15 protein-coding genes and 1 riboswitch are annotated in these 16,410 nt (G+C 74.7%); of the genes, 9 read left to right on the top strand and 6 right to left on the bottom strand.

What is annotated here, in order from left to right; genetic code table 11:
* Positions 1–129: 129 nt before the first annotated feature.
* Positions 130–612: a hypothetical protein gene (locus ACIQVT_RS22930; protein WP_403756877.1), complete on the bottom strand. Its 483-nt coding sequence runs from the start codon at positions 610–612 to the stop codon at positions 130–132.
* A 160-nt stretch (positions 613–772) separates the two neighbouring features.
* On the opposite strand from ACIQVT_RS22930, the gene ACIQVT_RS22925 reads away from it, so the two are divergent.
* Positions 773–1,942, top strand: a complete 1,170-nt coding sequence (locus ACIQVT_RS22925) for a PP2C family protein-serine/threonine phosphatase (protein WP_403756875.1) — start codon at positions 773–775, stop codon at positions 1,940–1,942.
* Positions 1,943–2,015: 73 nt separating this feature from the next.
* Positions 2,016–3,197 (top strand): hypothetical protein, encoded by a 1,182-nt coding sequence (locus tag ACIQVT_RS22920; RefSeq protein WP_403756872.1) that lies wholly within the window; start codon positions 2,016–2,018, stop codon positions 3,195–3,197.
* Positions 3,198–3,199: 2 nt separating this feature from the next.
* Here ACIQVT_RS22920 and ACIQVT_RS22915 read toward each other — a convergent pair whose 3' ends face one another.
* Together ACIQVT_RS22915 and ACIQVT_RS22910 are read right to left on the bottom strand one after the other, a co-directional pair.
* The gene (locus ACIQVT_RS22915) at positions 3,200–5,158 is read right to left on the bottom strand and encodes an Ig-like domain repeat protein (protein ID WP_403756869.1); all 1,959 of its coding nucleotides are present in this window, start codon (positions 5,156–5,158) and stop codon (positions 3,200–3,202) included.
* 185 nt (positions 5,159–5,343) lie between these two features.
* Positions 5,344–5,496, bottom strand: coding sequence for a hypothetical protein (locus ACIQVT_RS22910; protein ID WP_403756866.1), 153 nt, complete (start codon positions 5,494–5,496; stop codon positions 5,344–5,346).
* A 166-nt stretch (positions 5,497–5,662) separates the two neighbouring features.
* Between ACIQVT_RS22910 and ACIQVT_RS22905 the strand changes: the two genes are divergently transcribed.
* On the top strand, positions 5,663–7,006 hold the full coding sequence (locus tag ACIQVT_RS22905; protein WP_403757712.1) for a helix-turn-helix domain-containing protein: 1,344 nt from the start codon (positions 5,663–5,665) through the stop codon (positions 7,004–7,006).
* Positions 7,007–7,009: 3 nt separating this feature from the next.
* Here ACIQVT_RS22905 and ACIQVT_RS22900 read toward each other — a convergent pair whose 3' ends face one another.
* The gene (locus ACIQVT_RS22900) at positions 7,010–7,810 is read right to left on the bottom strand and encodes a hypothetical protein (RefSeq protein WP_403756863.1); all 801 of its coding nucleotides are present in this window, start codon (positions 7,808–7,810) and stop codon (positions 7,010–7,012) included.
* 484 nt (positions 7,811–8,294) lie between these two features.
* On the opposite strand from ACIQVT_RS22900, the gene ACIQVT_RS22895 reads away from it, so the two are divergent.
* Positions 8,295–9,260: a nucleoside hydrolase gene (locus tag ACIQVT_RS22895; RefSeq protein ID WP_403756857.1), complete on the top strand. Its 966-nt coding sequence runs from the start codon at positions 8,295–8,297 to the stop codon at positions 9,258–9,260.
* A 17-nt stretch (positions 9,261–9,277) separates the two neighbouring features.
* Here the strand turns inward: ACIQVT_RS22895 and ACIQVT_RS22890 are convergent, their stop codons facing one another.
* Positions 9,278–10,363: a HoxN/HupN/NixA family nickel/cobalt transporter gene (locus ACIQVT_RS22890; RefSeq protein WP_403757707.1), complete on the bottom strand. Its 1,086-nt coding sequence runs from the start codon at positions 10,361–10,363 to the stop codon at positions 9,278–9,280.
* A gap of 28 nt (positions 10,364–10,391) precedes the next feature.
* A riboswitch (cobalamin riboswitch) is annotated at positions 10,392–10,578 on the bottom strand.
* 78 nt (positions 10,579–10,656) lie between these two features.
* On the opposite strand from ACIQVT_RS22890, the gene ACIQVT_RS22885 reads away from it, so the two are divergent.
* Together ACIQVT_RS22885 and ACIQVT_RS22880 are read left to right on the top strand one after the other, a co-directional pair.
* Complete coding sequence (locus ACIQVT_RS22885; protein WP_403756854.1) at positions 10,657–11,007, top strand: ArsR/SmtB family transcription factor; 351 nt, start codon at positions 10,657–10,659, stop codon at positions 11,005–11,007.
* 78 nt (positions 11,008–11,085) lie between these two features.
* Complete coding sequence (locus ACIQVT_RS22880; RefSeq protein ID WP_403756851.1) at positions 11,086–12,732, top strand: glycoside hydrolase family 13 protein; 1,647 nt, start codon at positions 11,086–11,088, stop codon at positions 12,730–12,732.
* Between the two features lie 22 nt (positions 12,733–12,754).
* On the opposite strand, the gene ACIQVT_RS22875 is transcribed toward ACIQVT_RS22880, so the two are convergent.
* Complete coding sequence (locus ACIQVT_RS22875) at positions 12,755–13,507, bottom strand: DUF4142 domain-containing protein (RefSeq protein WP_403757704.1); 753 nt, start codon at positions 13,505–13,507, stop codon at positions 12,755–12,757.
* 264 nt (positions 13,508–13,771) lie between these two features.
* Here ACIQVT_RS22875 and ACIQVT_RS22870 point away from each other — a divergent pair, with 264 nt between their 5' ends.
* From ACIQVT_RS22870 to ACIQVT_RS22860, 3 genes are all read left to right on the top strand, one after another.
* Positions 13,772–14,458 (top strand): DUF6445 family protein, encoded by a 687-nt coding sequence (locus ACIQVT_RS22870; RefSeq protein ID WP_403756848.1) that lies wholly within the window; start codon positions 13,772–13,774, stop codon positions 14,456–14,458.
* Positions 14,459–14,488: 30 nt separating this feature from the next.
* A complete protein-coding gene (locus ACIQVT_RS22865) occupies positions 14,489–15,196 on the top strand; it encodes a DUF4328 domain-containing protein (RefSeq protein ID WP_403756845.1) in 708 nt (235 codons plus the stop codon).
* A gap of 94 nt (positions 15,197–15,290) precedes the next feature.
* Positions 15,291–16,238 carry an MIP/aquaporin family protein gene (locus ACIQVT_RS22860; RefSeq protein ID WP_403756842.1) on the top strand — a complete coding sequence of 316 codons (948 nt, stop codon included), beginning with the start codon at positions 15,291–15,293 and terminating at the stop codon, positions 16,236–16,238.
* Positions 16,239–16,410: the final 172 nt, after the last annotated feature.

The raw sequence follows: 16,410 nt of genomic DNA, 5'->3' as shown, positions 1-16,410 counted from the left end.
GGGGGCGCCCCCGGTCGGGTTTTCTGTGGGGGGGGGGGCGGGGGGGCCGGGGGCGGCCGGGGGGGGGGGGGGGCACGGGGGGGGGGGGGGGGGGGGGGCGGGCGGGCGGGCCCCCCCCACCGCCCGTCCTCAGCGGATCCGGCGCCCGTACGCGTCCTCGTGCGTGTAGTACCGGTAGAACAGCATGGCGAAGACGCCCGCCGCCACGATCAGGGACAGCACCGTCGCCCCCGCCACCGTGATGTCGCTCTGGCTGTACAGGAACCCGAACGCGCACCCGGCGAACACCGCCCACAGCAGGGCGTGCACCTCCCGCCGCAGCCGCGGGGCCAGCACCAGCAGGGCCGCGGACAGCACCGCGAACACCAGCCCGCTCACCACGCCCAGCAGCACGTTCCAGCCGGTGATCGGTCCGCCGAAGCGGTTGACGGCCGCGACCCAGTAGCCGTAGACCAGCCCCGTGGCGACCGGGCCGGCCAGCCGGGCGATCCGGTGGGTGCGCGCGTCGAACACGTCCGGCGGGCGCCGGCGCACGTCGGTGTCGCGCCGCTCCGCCTCGGGCGTGCGGCCGGGCCGGGACATGCCGTCGGGTGCGGGTGCCGCTTGAGCCATGGGAGCACTCCTTCCTGTCCTCGCCCCCCGATCCGCCCCCGCCTTCCAGGGCACACCGGGGCGCACCGCCCGGCAACTCGGCCGGTCGGGTGAGGGAGCGGTGCCCGGATGCGGGCCGATGGCCGCCGTGCTTGGCTGAAGCCATGGAGGGCTGGCCGCCATGACGAGGATGGAGTTCGGGCGGCAGCGCCCGCTGCTGCGGCTCCGCGGGCGGAGCGTCGCCTGGCTGCCGCCGCTGCTGCTGCTCGTCGGGGTCGTCCTGCTGGACCTCAACACCGGCGAGGACTTCCGGATCATCTCCTGGATCGTCCTGGTCCCGGGCATCGCCGCCGCGATCTGCGGGGTGTGGACGACGGCCGCCTACAGCGTGCTGTCGCTGGTCGCGTACGTCCTGGTCGACAGCGTCTGGCCGGACCAGTACCGGGCGGGGTTCGCCAACTTCCTGCTGGTCGCCCTCGGCGGTCTCCTCGCCACCCTGGCCGCCGCCGTGCGCGTCCGCCAGGAACGGCAGGTGCTGCACATCAGGGACATCGCCGAGACCACCCGACGTACCGTGCTGCGCCCGCTGCCCGCCCACTGGGGCGGCCTGGAGCACGCGGGGGTCTACCTGGCCGCCGACGTGGACGCCAGGGTCGGCGGCGACTTCTACGACATCCAGCCCGGTCCGCACGGCACCCGGCTGCTCGTCGGCGACGTGCAGGGCAAGGGCCTCGGGGCGGTGGAGACCGCCGCCGCGCTGCTCGGCACCTTCCGCGAGGCGGGCTACCACGAACCCGACCTCGCGACCGTCGCGGCCCGCCTGGAGACCAGGCTCAAGCGGCACCGCGGCCACTGCGCCGCGCTCGGCCACGACGAGGGCGACCGCTTCGCCACCGCCGTGCTCATCGGCTTCCCCGAGGACGACCCGGACACCGTCGAGTTGGTCAACTTCGGCCACGAACCGCCGCTCGCCGTCGGTCCGCGCGGACTGCGCGAGCTGCCCAGCGGCGACGGCGTCCCGCTCGGCCTCGGAGACCTCACGGGCGTGCTGCCGCCGGTGCACCGGGTGCCGCTGGCCGCCGACGAGACGCTGCTGCTGGTCACCGACGGGGTCACCGAGGCCCGCGACGACGACGGGCACGGCGCCTTCTACCCGCTGGCCGACGACATCGGCCGCGCGGTCGCCGAGGACCCGCGCCGCACCGAGCCCCGGCTGCTGGTCCGCCGGGTCCGCGACGGCGTGCTGCGGCACAGCCGGGGACGGCTGGAGGACGACACCACCGTCTTCGCGGTGCGCCGGGCGGGACACGTGGTGCGCGAACCCCCCGAACGGGGACGATTGCGCGCCTGAAGCGCCGGTGAGCAGTGCCAGCGGCTACGGTGCTGGCTGGTAAGCGGATCCACTGGTGACAGGGGGAGGCACGATGCCCGGAACCGTGCTGCTGCTCGCGGCGTCGCCGCTGGGCCGGGGACGCCTGGTGGACGCGGCCGGTGTGCTGCCGGTGTTGGCGGCCGTCGCCCCGGCCGTGCTGTCCGGTGCCGACACCGCCAACGTGGTCGAGCTCGCCGACCCGCTGGAACCGCAGGCCGTCCTCACCCGGCTGCGCGCCGCGGCGGCCGCGCCCGGCCCGCTCACCGTGTACCTCACCGGCCAGCTGCACCTGGACCGCCGCCAGCACCAGCCGCACCTGGCCCTGGCCCGCACCACCCCGGCCACCGTCCGCTACACGGCGGTGCCCTGGCACTGGATCCGCGAGGAGCTGCGCCTGCGGTCCGCCGCGGACACCGCGCTCGTCGTCGACCTGCACGCCGACGCGGAGGCCTGGCGGTACGTCACCGAGCGCGGCCTCGACGCCGGCCCCACCACCGCCGTGTACGGGCGGGTCGCCCCGCCGACCGGGCGGCGCGGGGCGGCCGGGCCGGCGTACATGAGGACGGTCGCCACGCTGCTGCGCAGCGGTCACCGGCCGCCGCTGGACGTCCTGCACCGCCAGGCGCTGGAGCGCATCCCCGAGGAGACCCGGGGCAACGCGCTCCTGGCGGGCGTGGGCGTGGGCGTGGGCGTGGGCGCGGTCCCGGGTGCCGCCGCCGTGGACGGGGTGCCGCCCGCCGTACCGGCCGGCCCTCCACCGGGCGGTGCCGTCCCCCGTCCCGCCGGGGGCAGCGGTGGCGCCGCGCGCCCGGACGATCCGCACGCCGCCATCAGCGCCGCCGTGCGGGCCGGGCGGCACGCGGAGGCCGACGGGCTGGCCGCGCGGCACGAGGAGGCCGCCGCGCGGGCGCACGGGGCCGGCTCCGAGCAGGCGCTGCACTGGACCGAGGTCCGGGCCGACCTCGCGATGTTCGCGGGGGACCCGGCGCGCAGCTGCCGGGCCTGGCTGGCGGTCGCCGCGGCCCGGCTCGCGGCGGGGCAGGCGGTGGACGCCCCCGCCGTGGAGGCGGCCGTGGACCGCGCCCACCACCAGTGGGGCCGTATCGACGACACGGCGCGGGCCCGGGAACTCGGGCCCGCGCTCGCGGAGCTGCGGCTGCGGGTGCCGGGCCGCCGGCGCGGCGCGCTGGAGAACGTCCAGCGGCAGCTGCGCCAGCTCCAGACCGCCCGGTAGCGCTACTTGGTGTAGGTGAAGTACTTCCAGGCGCCGTGCGTCGTGGAGTTCACCGTGTCGCCGGAGGCGCCGTTGAGGTACGACGAGCGGATCCGGAACCGCCAGCCGACGTCCTGGCCGTGGTCGCCGTTGATGCGGACCCGGGAGACACCGTCGGAGCCCAGCGCGAAGTAGGCGGGGTCACCCGGGTACCAGCGGCCCTGGTAGTACACCTCGAACTCGAATTTCTGCGCCCGGCCCGGGTAGTACGGCATCCTCGTGGTGGCCAGCGGGTCCTTGGACTTGTGGAAGAAGGCGTACGTGTGCCCCCACGCCGACTTCGACCGGTACTGGTTGGCGAGCGACATGGACACGCTGACCTTGGCGCCGACGGTGCTGGACGCGGAGGCGGACGTGTACCGGGAGTCGCCCGCGAACCTGGCGGTGACCTTGGTGTCCCGCTTCAGGTCCAGGGTGACCGACAGGTCGCCGCGGGAATTCACCTTGCCGGACTTCACCAGCCTGGCGGGCTTGTCGGGGCCGAACGGGTCGGCCCAGATCTCCACCGTGCGGTTCGTGTGGGTCTTGCCCAGGTGCGCGGTGAACCTGACGTCCTGGCCGTACGCGTAGACCTTGCCGTTGTTGCCGACGCTCAGCGCGGGCCTGGCGCGGGAGACGCCGACGGTGTCCGAGCCGGAGCCGGCCGCGTGGCCGGCGTCGCCCGCGTACGCCACCGTGTACTTCACCTTGCCGCCGGCGGGCGGGGTGTCGGTGAAGGAGAAGGTGCCGTCGGCCCGGGTGACCGCCGCGGCCAGGGCCTTGCCCTTCGGCGACTCCAGGTCGGTGCGGGTCACCGTCAGCCTGGTGCCGGCGGGGAGGGCGTCCTTCGAGACGGCACTGCCCTTGACGGTGAGCCGCTGGGCGCGGGCGGCGGTGGCCGGCGCGTCCACGGTGACGGTGACGGCCGCCTTGGCGGGCGCGGTGAGGACGCGCAGCGAGTAGGCGCCCGCGCTGTCGCTGGTCACGGCGAACAGCCGGGAGCCGTCCGGGGCCCAGGCCAGTCCGGCCGGGGCCAGCAGGCCGCCGCTCTGGCCGAAGTCGTAACTGCGCAGCGCCTCGCTGCCGCCCGGGCGGAAGATGTAGACGTCCGGGTCGTAGGAGCCCTTGATGCCGGCGGCGACCGTGCCGTCGGGGGCGACGGCGACGGAGTTCGGGTAGGCGTTGGTGACGTACTTGCCGTCCTCGCCGAGGTCGGAGGTCCGGAACACCTGCTGGTAGTAGGGCGCGCCGCTGGCCACGACGACGTCCTTGCCGTCGGGGGTGACCTGGAGGTCGCCGAGCATGCTGCCGGCCTCCCGGGTGCTCGCCAGCTTGGTGGCGGTGCCCGAGGAGACGTCGTAGGAGGCCAGCTCGACCGGGCTCTGCTCGACGGCGCCCGCGACGAGCGTGGCGGAGCCGGGCGCGGCGTCCAGCAGCGGGGCCTGGTACCAGCTGCTGTCCTGGCCGAGCGTGACCTCGTGCCGCTCGTCGGCCAGGTCGACGGAGCCGATGCCGCCCGCGGCGGCGCCGCCGTAGCCGAACCAGAGCCGGCCGCCCGCGAGGGCGACGCTGAGCGGCTTGTCACCGACCGCGTACCGGGTGGTCTCGGTGTCGGTGGCGGTGTCGAGGACGGCGACGGCGTCGAGGTCCCGCACGGCCGCGTAGAGGGTGCCGGAGTCGGCGGACAGTTCCAGTCCGCTGACGCCGGAGAGGTCGGTGGTGAGCTGCTTGAGGACCCGGCCGGTGTAGTCGGTGACGACGATCTTGCCGTTGAGCGGGTCGCTGACGAAGACCTGCCGGTGGACGGCGTCCACGACGATGTCACCGGTCGCCTTGACCGGCAGGGCCGCGGTGGAGTCGGCATGGGCGGCGGTGGTGGCGAGAGCCGCCGAGCCGAAGAGGACCGCCAGAGCGGTGGCGGCCGTGAGAGAGCGCTTGTGCACGCTGATTCGAACCCCCCGGAACGAATGGAGAAGACTGGGTGCCGCGCGCGGGCACGGCGCCGCGTGAGCCCCCTGGCGGCCGAGCCGTGCGTGCCTCGCGTGACGAGTCCGCACAGAGTAGGTCATGCCTCTGACAAACGGGGGCCCTGGGGCCGGTTGATCCGGGGACGCCGGGCGGGGCCGGCTCAGTGCCGGGGTGGCTGGTGCGCCACCGGGGCCGCCGCCGGGGCGGGGGCGGGGACCGCCGCCCGGGCCGGGCCGGCGTTGGCCGCGAGGAGGAGGGCCGTGGCGGCGACGACGGCCGCGATCACCCCGCGCGCGGGAGAGGGCGCCCCCATCGGGCGCAGCGGGGCGCCGGGGCGTGCGTAGGGTGCGGATGTACGTCCGGACACGGCTACCTCGCAACACGAAAGCGGCGTATCAAGCATGCTTGACCCGCCATTTAACCTAGGGGCTGCCGAAGGTGAACGGCAAGGGGCACCGGGGGAGTTGGGGATGAGACGCGTGCGGGAGAGGGACGACCCCGAGGTCATCGGGCGGCGCGTGCAGCGGCTGCGCGCCGAGCGCGGACTGACCCAGCGCCAGCTCGCCGAACCGGCCTACACCCCCGCCTACATCTCCACCCTGGAGGCCGGACGGGTACGGGCCTCCGAGGAGGCGCTCAGGCACATCGCCGGACGGCTCCAGGTGGCCTTCGAGGAGCTGACCGTCGGCCGGCCCGCCCACCTCGCCACCGGCCTCAGGCTGCGGCTCACCGAGGCCCAGCGCGTCCTCGCCGACGGCCGGGCCGAGGAGGCGGCCGCCCAGTACGGGGTGGTGCGGGCGGAGGCGGAGGCCCACGGGCTCGCCCGCGAACAGGCCGCCGCCCTGCTCGGACTCGGCGAGTGCGCCCTGGAGACCGGCGAGCTGACCCGGGCCCGGCAGTGCTTCGAACAGGCCGAGGAACAGCTCGCCGGGGAGCCGCTCCCGGTACGCGTGCCGGCCCTGCGCGGCCGGGCGGTCGCCCACTACCTCGCCGGTGAACTCCGCTACGCCGTCTACCTCCTGGAGACCGCCCTCGACGAACTCAACCGGGGCGGACTGCACGATCCCGACGCCCTGCTGCTGCTCTACGCCGGCGTCATCGGCCCCTACATGGACATGGGCGCCCACGCCCGCGCCGCCCAGGCCGCCGAGTACGCCCTCGCGCTCGCCCCGCGGGCCGGCGATCCCGCGCTCATCGCCCGCATGCACCGCTCGGTCGCCCGCACCCTGCTCGCCGAGGGCCGCGCCGCCGAGGCCGACGCCTCCCTGGCCAAGGCCGCCGCGCTGTACCGGCAGCTGAGCCTGCGCACCGAACTGGCCAACTGTCACTGGATGCGCGGCTACGTCTGCGCGCAGAACGGCGAACTCGACCGCGCCGAGGCCGAACTGCGCCAGGCCCACACCATGCTCGCGGAGAGCCGGGCCGCCCTCTACCGCAGCCAGGCCGCGGTCGAACTCGCCGACGTGCTGCACCGCCGGGGCAAGTCGGAGGAGGCCGCCGGGCTGCTCCGGGGCGTCGCCGGGGACTTCTCCTCCGAGCGCGGCGCCGTCCACGCCGCCGCCGCGCACCGCCTGCTCGGCATCATCGCCGAGGACGCGGAGGACACCGAGGCCGCCGAGGAGCACTACGTCCGCGCCCTCAGCCTGCTGGAACGCGCGGGCGCCTCCGGTGACCTGGCCGACCTGTGCCGCCTCCTGGGCGACCTGCTGCGCCGCACGGGCCGCGTCGAGGCGGCCCTGGACGCCTACCGCACCGGCCTGGGCCACCGCACCGTCCCGGGCACCACCACCCTCGGCCCCGCCCCGGCCCACCCGCCGCTGTGAGCGTCACACCTGGGCGCGGCCCTGTCTGCGGACGTCGGCCAGCCGCAGGGCGCCGACCTGCACGGCGGCCTGCGTCGCGTCGTTCGGTACGTCGCCCAGGCCGCCGTTGGTGAGGGCGAAGGAGTCCGCGCCGACCCGGACCGCGGCCAGGTCCAGCGTGAGCAGGCTCTCCCCGCCGTCGGGGGCCGTGCCGGCCACGCTGATCCTGAGGCCCTGCCGGGCGTCCCCGACCTCGGGCAGCGGCGCGTCGGTCACCCGTACGTCCTCCACGGTCCCCGTCCCGGTGGTGGCCGTGAACCGCGCGCACAGCGCCGGCATCGTCCGCAGCCAGGCCAGTACGGCGTCCACGTCCGCCGGGCGGCGGCTGCCGATCTGGTAGCGGAGCTGGGCGTCGGTGTCGGTGTCGTCCAGGCCGACGGCGGCGCGGGCGGGGGCGCCGAGCGGCTCGTCGCTGTACAGCGCGTCCAGCAGGCGCTGGCACTCCCCGGCCGACGTGGTCGCCTTCAGCAGTCCGTCCCGCCAGGTGGCCGCGCCGCTCGTGGGTGTCCAGGGGGCGCCGAGGTCCGACTCGGTGACGAGCGCCGCCTGCGCCTGCTCGTCGCTGAGCGTGGACCCGTCGGGCCGCGTGGACGCCTTGGGCGTCGGGGCCGGCCGGTCGACGGTGGGCAGGGGGTGCGGGGCGGACGCCGGAGGGTGCAGCCCGAGGGCCGCGCAGCCGCCCGCGGTGAGCAGACCGGTGCCGAGGAGAGGGAGCAGGACGGCACGGGGGAGCCGGGATATGCGGGTGCCTGTCGCGGGGATCAACGGTGCCTCCTGGGCTGCGTCGGGCCGGCGGGACGCCTGCCCCCACGGCACCACCGCCCCACCCGCCCCACCAGCGCTCCGGGTCCGTCCGGGTGAGGGACACCGCGGGACACCTGCCCGGCGGCGGCCGGTGTCCCGTGGCGGTCCCCTCCCGGACCGGCCCGAGCACGGCCGCACGCCGAGACCGCGCGGCCGCCCGGCGCGCCGACCGGCCACTTCGCCGTACTGGGCCACGCCCCACCCCGTACGCCCGTACGCCCGTACGCCGCACCCCCCGACGCACGCACGGCCGGCCCGGTCGCCCCGCCCCGCGCCCGAACCCCCGCCCCGGCGCACGCGGACGCCACCGCCCACGACCATCCGGCCCTCCTCCGCGGGGCGCCCCGTCCCGCTCCGGGCCGGGTGCCGGGACGGACGGGAGCGTTCCGACTCCGGTCGGGGGGCGTCGGCTGATCTAAGGTCGGCACGACGGAAGGAGTGCGCTGTGACCGGTGAGCCGATTCCCGTGATCATCGACTGCGACACCGGCGTCGACGACGCCCTGGCCCTGCTGTTCGCCGTACGCCACCCGGGTCTCGATCTGCGGGCGGTGACGTGCGTGGCCGGGAACACCGACGTCGACGGGGTGGTCCGCAACACGCTGACCGTGCTGGAGCGGGCGGGCGCGCCCGACGTCCCGGTGGCGCGGGGCGCCGAACGCCCGCTGATCGAGCCGGCCCGCTCCGCCCGCCACGTGCACGGCACCGACGGCATGGGCGACCTCGGCCTGCCCGCGCCCACCCGGGCCCCGGCGGCCGTGGACGCCGTCACCCTGCTGCACCGGGAGATCCTGGCCTCCCCGCGCCCGGTGACGCTGGTCCCGACCGCCCCGCTCACCAACATCGCCCTGCTGCTGCGCACCCACCCGGAGGTGACGCGGAACATCGAGCGGATCGTGTTCATGGGCGGGGCGGTGGCGGTCGGCAACGCCACCCCGGTCGCCGAGTTCAACGTCTGGCACGACCCGGAGGCGGCGGCGGTCCTGCTCACGGCCGGGGTGCCGATCACTATGTACGGCCTGGACGTGTTCCAGCGGGTCGTGGTGCCCGGCACGGAGGTGCACCGGCTGCGCGCGAGCGACGAGCCCGGCACCCGCCTGGCCGGTGACCTCCTCGCCCACCGGCCGACCTCGCAGGGCGGGCCGCCCGAGGCGGAGGAGGCGGGCGGCCTCGGCGACGCGGGCGCGGTGTGCGCGGTGGCGGACCCGGGGGGCCTCACCACCCGGCTGCTGCCGGTCGAGGTGGTGCTGGCCCCGGGCCCGGCCCGCGGCCAGACGGTGGTGGACCGCCGGCCCCGCCCCGGCGAGTCCGAGATCCACGGCGGCCGCCGTGACCACGCCCTGGTGGACGTGGCCCTGGAGGTCGACGTGGACCGGTACGTGCGGCTGTACCTGGAGACCGTGGGCCGCTGAGGCCGGTCCGACGGGCCTCAGTCCGCGGGGGCCGGCACCCGCCGCGACCAGCGTTCCTCCACCCTGGCGACCCGCCAGTACGTCAGGGCCGCCGCCCACACGACGACGAACAGGCCGACGATGAGGTAGCCGACGTTGTCCAGGTCGAGGCCGGCGACCCAGCCGGTGATGTCGTCGTGCAGGTCGAACTTCTCGTGCGCCACGCCGACCAGCTCGATCGTGCCGATGAAGAAGGCGACGGCGATGGACAGGCCGGTGATGGCGAGGTTGTAGAACACCTTGCGGACGGGGTTGGAGAACGCCCACTGGTAGGCGAAGTTCATGAAGGTGCCGTCGAGGGTGTCGAACAGGCTCATGCCGGCGGCGAAGAGCAGCGGCAGGCACAGGATGGCGTACCAGGGCAGGCCGGCCGCCGCGCCCGAGCCGGCCATCACCATCAGCGTGACCTCGGTGGCCGTGTCGAAGCCGAGTCCGAAGAGGAAGCCGAGCGGGTACATCTGGCCGGGCCGGGACACGGAGTTGGTGAGCCGGCCGAGCAGCCGGTTCATGAAGCCGCGCGCGGCGAGGTGCTGTTCCAGCTGCTTCTCGTCGTACGCCCCGGCGCGCATGGCGCGGAACACCCGCAGGATGCCGACCAGCGCGACCAGGTTGAGGGCGGCGATGAGGTAGAGGAACGTGCCCGAGACCGTGGTCCCGAGGACGCCGAGCACCTGGTGGGTGCTGGACCCCTCGTTCATGACCTTCCCGGCGAGGGAGGTGCCGCCCGCGATCAGCAGCGCCAGCAGGACGACGACGCTGGAGTGGCCGAGCGCGAACCAGAAGCCCACGGACACGGGCCGCTTGCCGTCGGCCATGAGCTTGCGGGTGGTGTTGTCGATGGCGGCGATGTGGTCGGCGTCGAAGGCGTGCCGCATGCCGAGGGTGTAGGCGGTGACGCCGAGCCCGACGCCGAAGACGTCGGTGCCCACCCGGTAGTGCTCGGGGGCGACGAGGAGGAAGAGGATCCCGAAGGCGACGACGTGCAGGGCGACTATCACCGCCATCAGCCCCGCCGTCTTGACGGTGTCCTCACGTCGCCAGCGGAAAGACGTGGCGTCGGTCATCAGGTTCACGCTCCAGCACCTCGTGGATCACTTCGTGAGCTGCCGTGGCCGGTCTCCTGGCTTACAGGTCCACGTCCGCCGTCCCTGCCTTCCCGGTCGTCGTACGACCAGTGGCCCGGCGGCTGCCGGACGGAACGGGAACTCCCTGATCACAGTGGCGAGGGCCGCGTCGACCTTGCATCGACTTCCCGAGCACCACGGCCCGATCACCGTAGAGGGGCGGACACTCCGCTGCATAGCTGCGCACCTGCGCAGGTATTCAAGATCACATCCGCGCCTGCGAGGATGGTGCCATGCATCTCGTCCCTGCCGACCGAGCCGACCGTCGCACCATCGACGGTCACCGGGTGTGCGAGGCGATCGCCGCCATCGGCGACGCGGAGCACCTGCGCACCTGGGCCGGGCGTTTCTCCCTCCTGGCCGACGCCAACCGGCTCGCGCTGCTGCTCGCCCTGCACCGCACCGGCCCGCTCGCCGTCTCCGACCTCGCGATCGCCACCGGCATGAACGACCCGGCCGTCTCCCAGGCGCTGCGGCTGCTGCGGGCGGCCGGGGTGGTGGCCGGGGAGAAGGAGGGGCGCGTGGTGCGGTACCGGGTGGTGGACGCGCAGGTGCGTGGCCTGTTGGAGCACTGCGCCCCCTGACCGGGCTCGAAAAGGTTCCCTTTCCGGGCAAGGTGGACAGATACAGAGTCCGTACGTCGTCCGTCCATGGGAGCCGGCATGGCAGACCTCTCGTCCAGGAACCCCGACTGGTGGCGGCAGGCCGTCGTCTACCAGGTCTATCCGCGCAGCTTCGCCGATGCCGACGGCGACGGCCTGGGCGACCTCCGGGGCGTCACCCAGCGCCTGAACCACCTGGCCACCCTCGGCGTGGACGCCCTGTGGCTGAGCCCCTTCTACCCCTCCGAACTCGCCGACGGCGGCTACGACGTCGCCGACCACCGGGACGTCGACCCGCGCCTGGGCACCCTGGACGACTTCGACGCCCTGGTCACCGAGGCGCACCGGCTGGGCCTGAAGGTCGTCGTCGACATCGTCCCCAACCACACCTCCGACCGGCACCCCTGGTTCCAAGAGGCGCTGCGCGCCGCCCCCGGCTCCGCCGCCCGCGACCGCTACGTCTTCCGGGCCGGCCGCGGCCCGCACGGTGAACTCCCGCCCACCGACTGGCAGTCGCTGTTCGGGGGCAGCGCCTGGCGGCGGCTGCCCGACGGCGAGTGGTACCTGCACCTGTTCGCCCCCGAGCAGCCCGACCTCGACTGGGACCACGAGGACGTCCGCGCCGACTTCCGGACCACCCTGCGCTTCTGGTCCGACCGGGGGGTGGACGGGTTCCGCGTCGACGTCGCCCACGGCCTGGCCAAGGACCTCACCGAGCCGCTGCGGGACGTCGGCGACGTCGGCGCCTCCGGTGAGGAGGCCCTGCTCGCGGTCGCGCCGGGCACCCACCCGTACTGGGACCGCGACGAGGTCCACGAGATCTACCGCGACTGGCGCAAGGTCTTCGACGCCTACAGCCCGCCGCGCACCGCCGTCGCCGAGGCCTGGGTGCCGGGCGCCCGCCGGGCCCTGTACGCCCGCCCCGACGAGCTCGGCCAGGCGTTCAACTTCGAGTACCTGGGCGCCCCGTGGGACGCGGAGGAGCTGCGCGAGGTCATCACCGCCTCGCTGGCCACCGCCCGTGCCGTCGGCGCCCCCGCCACCTGGGTGCTGTCCAACCACGACGTCGTGCGGCACGCCTCCCGCCTCGTGCTGCCGCCCGGCACCGACCCGGCCGCCTGGCTGCTGTCCGGCGGCGCCGCGCCCGTGGTCGACACGGCGGCGGGCCTGCGCCGGGCCCGGGCGGCGACCCTGCTCATGCTGGCGCTGCCCGGATCGGCCTACCTCTACCAGGGCGAGGAACTGGGCCTGCCCGAGGTCGCCGACCTGCCCACCGAGGTGCTCCAGGACCCGATCTGGGAGCACACCGGCCATGTCCGCAAGGGCCGCGACGGTTGCCGGGTGCCCCTGCCGTGGACGACGACCGGACCCTCGTACGGCTTCGGGCCCGGCGCCGCCTGGCTGCCGCAGCCGGAGTCCTTCGCGGAGTACGCCGTGGAGGCGCAGGCCGGCGCCGAGGGCTCCACGCTGGAGCTGTACCGCACCGCGCTGCGGCTGCGCCGCAAGCTGCTGGAGGGCGAGACGCTGGACTGGACGCCCGGGGCGCCCGCCGGGGTGCTGGACCTCACCCGCGGCGGGGCCTGGCGGTGCGTCACCAACCTCGGCGCGGCGCCGGTCGGGCTCCCGCCGGGCGAGGTCCTGCTGAGCAGCGCCCCGCTCCCGGGCGACGGCACCCTGCCCCCGGACACCACCGTGTGGCTGGCCTAGGGCCCGGTCCCCGCCGAGGTGCCTAGCGCACCGTCGGGCTCGGGCTCGGGTCCGCGCCGGGGGCCGGGCCGGCACCGCCGCCGGCGAGGCCGTCGATGTCCACCGGGGTGGAGGTCGCGTTCGGCGGCGGGGTGAGCACCACCTCCGGCTGGCCCGCGGCCGGGGGCGGCGGGGTCACGTCGGAGTCGGGGAGCTTCGGCGGGGTCGTCTGCTGGAAGAGGGTCTGGTCGAAGTCGACCAGACCCGTCTTCTCCATCACCGTCATGTGGTCCAGCACGGTGTCGTTGGCCTGGTCGGCCAGCGCCCGGACCAGCGAGTTCTTGGTGGTGGACCGGATCTTGGCGATGGTGTTGAAGATCGCTCCGTGGGTCATCCGCAGGATGTTGGCGAAGTCGGTGTCGAACTGCTTGCCGGTGTCCGACTTCAGCTGGCTGACGAAACCCTGCTGCTGGGGGCTGGCGAGGTTGGGCAGGGTGATGTTCAGCATGGGCGCGACCTTGCGGCAGGTGGTGTCCAGTGCCGCGTGCCCGTCGATCAGGTGCTTGCTGGCCGTGAGCACGCCCTTGGTGGTGCCCTTCTGGAGCCCGATCTGCCCCACCGGGTACTCCCACAGCCCGGCCGCCCGCACCTTGACCACGAAGTCCCGGTCGGACTCGGTGAGCGGGCCCCACTGGGTGTTGGCGATCACCCGGGTGGGGGAGCTGGAGACGGTGCTCAGCCCGAGCATGCCCGGGTAGGCGAGTGCCGCGAGGGTCAGGGCCATCGCACCGCCCACGAAGAGAGTTCCCGTCGCGTTCCGCGAGAAGCGCACCGTGCCTCCTGTCCGGTCGTTTGATCCGCCCGTGGCCGGAACCCGGGCGGTGGGGACGCACAGCAGTACGGACGGCGCGGCGGTTCGTCTCTGCCGCGCGGGTAAAAATTCCGCATGTCCTCGTCGCCGTCCCGGCATTGCCAGGTGTTGGTGACCATGGCGAACGGTTGCCGAAACGTTGACCCGTCCCCGGGAGAAGCCCCGCCGACGCGGCCCTAGATTCACCGCATGCCCCCGCAACCGCCGCCCCGGCCCGCCTCCGCGCTGCCCGTCCTGCCCTACCGCCGGCCCACCCGTGGCCGCGACTACTGGGTCCTGGACGACGCCCTGCCCGACGTCGACGTCGTACGGGAACGGTGCCTGGCGAGGGACGACTGGACCGAGGGGTACCCGTACACCTCCGAGAGCTGGCCCGGGCTGCGCGCCATGCCCGCCCTCGAACCGGGTGAACTGGCCCGGATCGAGCAACTGGTGAGGAAGGCGACCGGGGCGCGGAAGCTGTGGGTGCAGCAGACGCCCGGCGGCGGCACCCTGAACCACAACTGCGTGCAGGTCGTCGGCGAGGGGGAGGGCGAGCCCCGCCCGCACACCGACTCGCGCGCCCTGTGCCGGTACGCGGCCGTCCTCTACCTCAATCCCGACGTGGCCGGGGAGTACGGCACCAGCTTCCACCGCCAGCGCCTGTCCGGCGGCCGGCTGGGCGGGAACGTCGTCGCGGCCCCGCACACCAACCTGGTCGAGGCCCTCGGCACGCGGTTCGTCGCCCCGGACGCCTTCGAGGAGGACGTCCGGGTCCCGCACCGGTACAACCGCCTGCTGCTCTACCACGCCAACCTCGTGCACAGCGCGACCGGTTACACCGGGCGCACGCCGGCGGACAAGCGCATGACGGCGGTGTTCTTCTGGATGGCGTGAGCCGCCCGCAGCCGGTGGCAGGATGAGCCGATGACCGAACAGATGTACCGGACCGGCGCTCTCCCCGACCGCCGGTCCGTGGGCACCATGGGCCGGCCGGCAGCCGGGGGGCTGCTCCTCGCCGGGGCCGCCTGGGTGGCGCGGGCCGTGTGGGAGGTGCGGCTGGCGCTGGCCGGGGAACCGGCGTCCGGCCCGCCGGACCAGGGCGGCGGACAGCACCGCCCGCTGACCGCGCTGGAGGACTCCTACCACCTCGTCACCGCCATCGGGGGCGGCGCGGTGGTCCTGTGCGCCGTGCTGTTCCTGTCCTGGCTGACGCGGCTGCGGGACGACGCGCGGGAGCTCTCCGGGGAGCCACCCAGGTACGCCGGGATCTGGCTGTACCTCGGGTGGTTCGTGCCGGTCGTCAACCTGTGGTTCCCCCGGGGGATCGTCGCCGACGCGTTCCGGCGCATCGCGCCGGGGCGCAGGCTGCCCGTCTCCGTCAACGTGTGGTGGGCGCTGTGGCTGATCGGGATGGTCAGCGGGGTGGGCCTCGTCTACGAGGACTCCACGGACCAGCTCATCGGCCGCGCGTACAGCGGTGTGTGGCCGCTGCTGGTGAGTGACGCCGCCGTGATCGGGGCCGCCGTGGCCGGGGCGCTCGCCGTGCGGACCGTCACGGCCGTGCGGGAGGAGCGCGTGCGGGCCCGGGAGCGGGCGTCCGCCGTGCCGACCGGGGCACCCAGCGACGCCTGAGGTCCGTCACGCCAGGGCCGTCACCCTGCGGAGAGTGACTTTATGGGCCAATATGGCGATGTTGGGCGCATCTGCTCTCTCAAAGGGGGCCTCCATGGCTGTGGAAATCCCTGCGCTCGTCAAGCCGTCGCGGCTCAGAAGCCGTGGCGGGCTGCTCGGCGAGTGTCTGGCGGAGTTCCTCGGGACCTTCGTCCTCATCTCCTTCGGCTGCGGCGTGGTCGCGATGGCGGTCGCCGCACTGCCCGGTTCCGGCCGGGCCGCCACCACGACCACCATCTTCCTCGCGGCGGGCGACTGGCTGCTGATCACCTGGGGCTGGGGCATGGCCGTCATGCTCGGCGTCTACGTCGCCGGCGGCATCAGCGGCGCCCACCTCAACCCGGCGGTGACCCTGGCGATGGCCCTGCGCCGCGGGTTCTCCTGGGCCAAGGTCGTGCCGTTCTGGATCGCGCAGATCGTCGGCGCCTTCACCGGGGCGGCCCTGGTCTACCTCGTCTACCACAACGCGATCAGCGCCTTCGACAGCGCGTCGCCGGGACCCAAGACGAACGGGCACACCCTGGCCACCTTCTCGATCTTCGCGACGTTCCCGGCGCCGTACTTCCACGGCGGCATCTGGGGACCGCTGATCGACCAGATCGTCGGCACCGCGTTCCTGCTGATGCTGATCGCCGCCGTCATCGACCTGCGCAACCAGGCCGTGAAGGCCAACCTCGGGCCGCTGATCGTGGGCTTCGTCGTCGCCGCCATCGGCATGTCGTACGGCGCGAACGCCGGGTACGCCATCAACCCGGCCCGCGACTTCGGCCCCCGCCTGCTCACCTACGTGGCCGGCTGGGACAGACTGGCGTTCCCGGGGTCCGTGTCCGGCGCGTTCAGCGCCTACTGGTGGATCCCGATCGTCGGCCCGCTGGTCGGCGGCGCCATCGGCATCCTGGTCTACGACCTGTTCATCGGGGACGTCCTGGTCGTGCGCTCGGAGATGGCCGAACTCCCCGAACCGGGCCGCTCCCGCCCGGTCATGACCAGCGACGACGAGTGACCGACCCCGCTGGCACGGCCGCCGTGCCCCCGTACGGCCGCCGCGCCCCACCCGGGCCGGGGGGGGGGGGGGGGGCGGGCCCCGGCCCCGGGCCCCCCCGGGCGGGGGCCCCCCCCCCCCCCCCGGCGCGCGCGGGCCCCCCCCCCCCCCCGCGGCGGGCGCGCGCGCCGCG

Source organism: Streptomyces sp. NPDC100445 (assembly GCF_044759735.1).
Classification (GTDB): domain Bacteria; phylum Actinomycetota; class Actinomycetes; order Streptomycetales; family Streptomycetaceae; genus Streptomyces.
The sequence above is the reverse complement of the archived record's forward strand: the minus strand, read 5'-3'. Positions and strand labels throughout refer to the sequence as shown.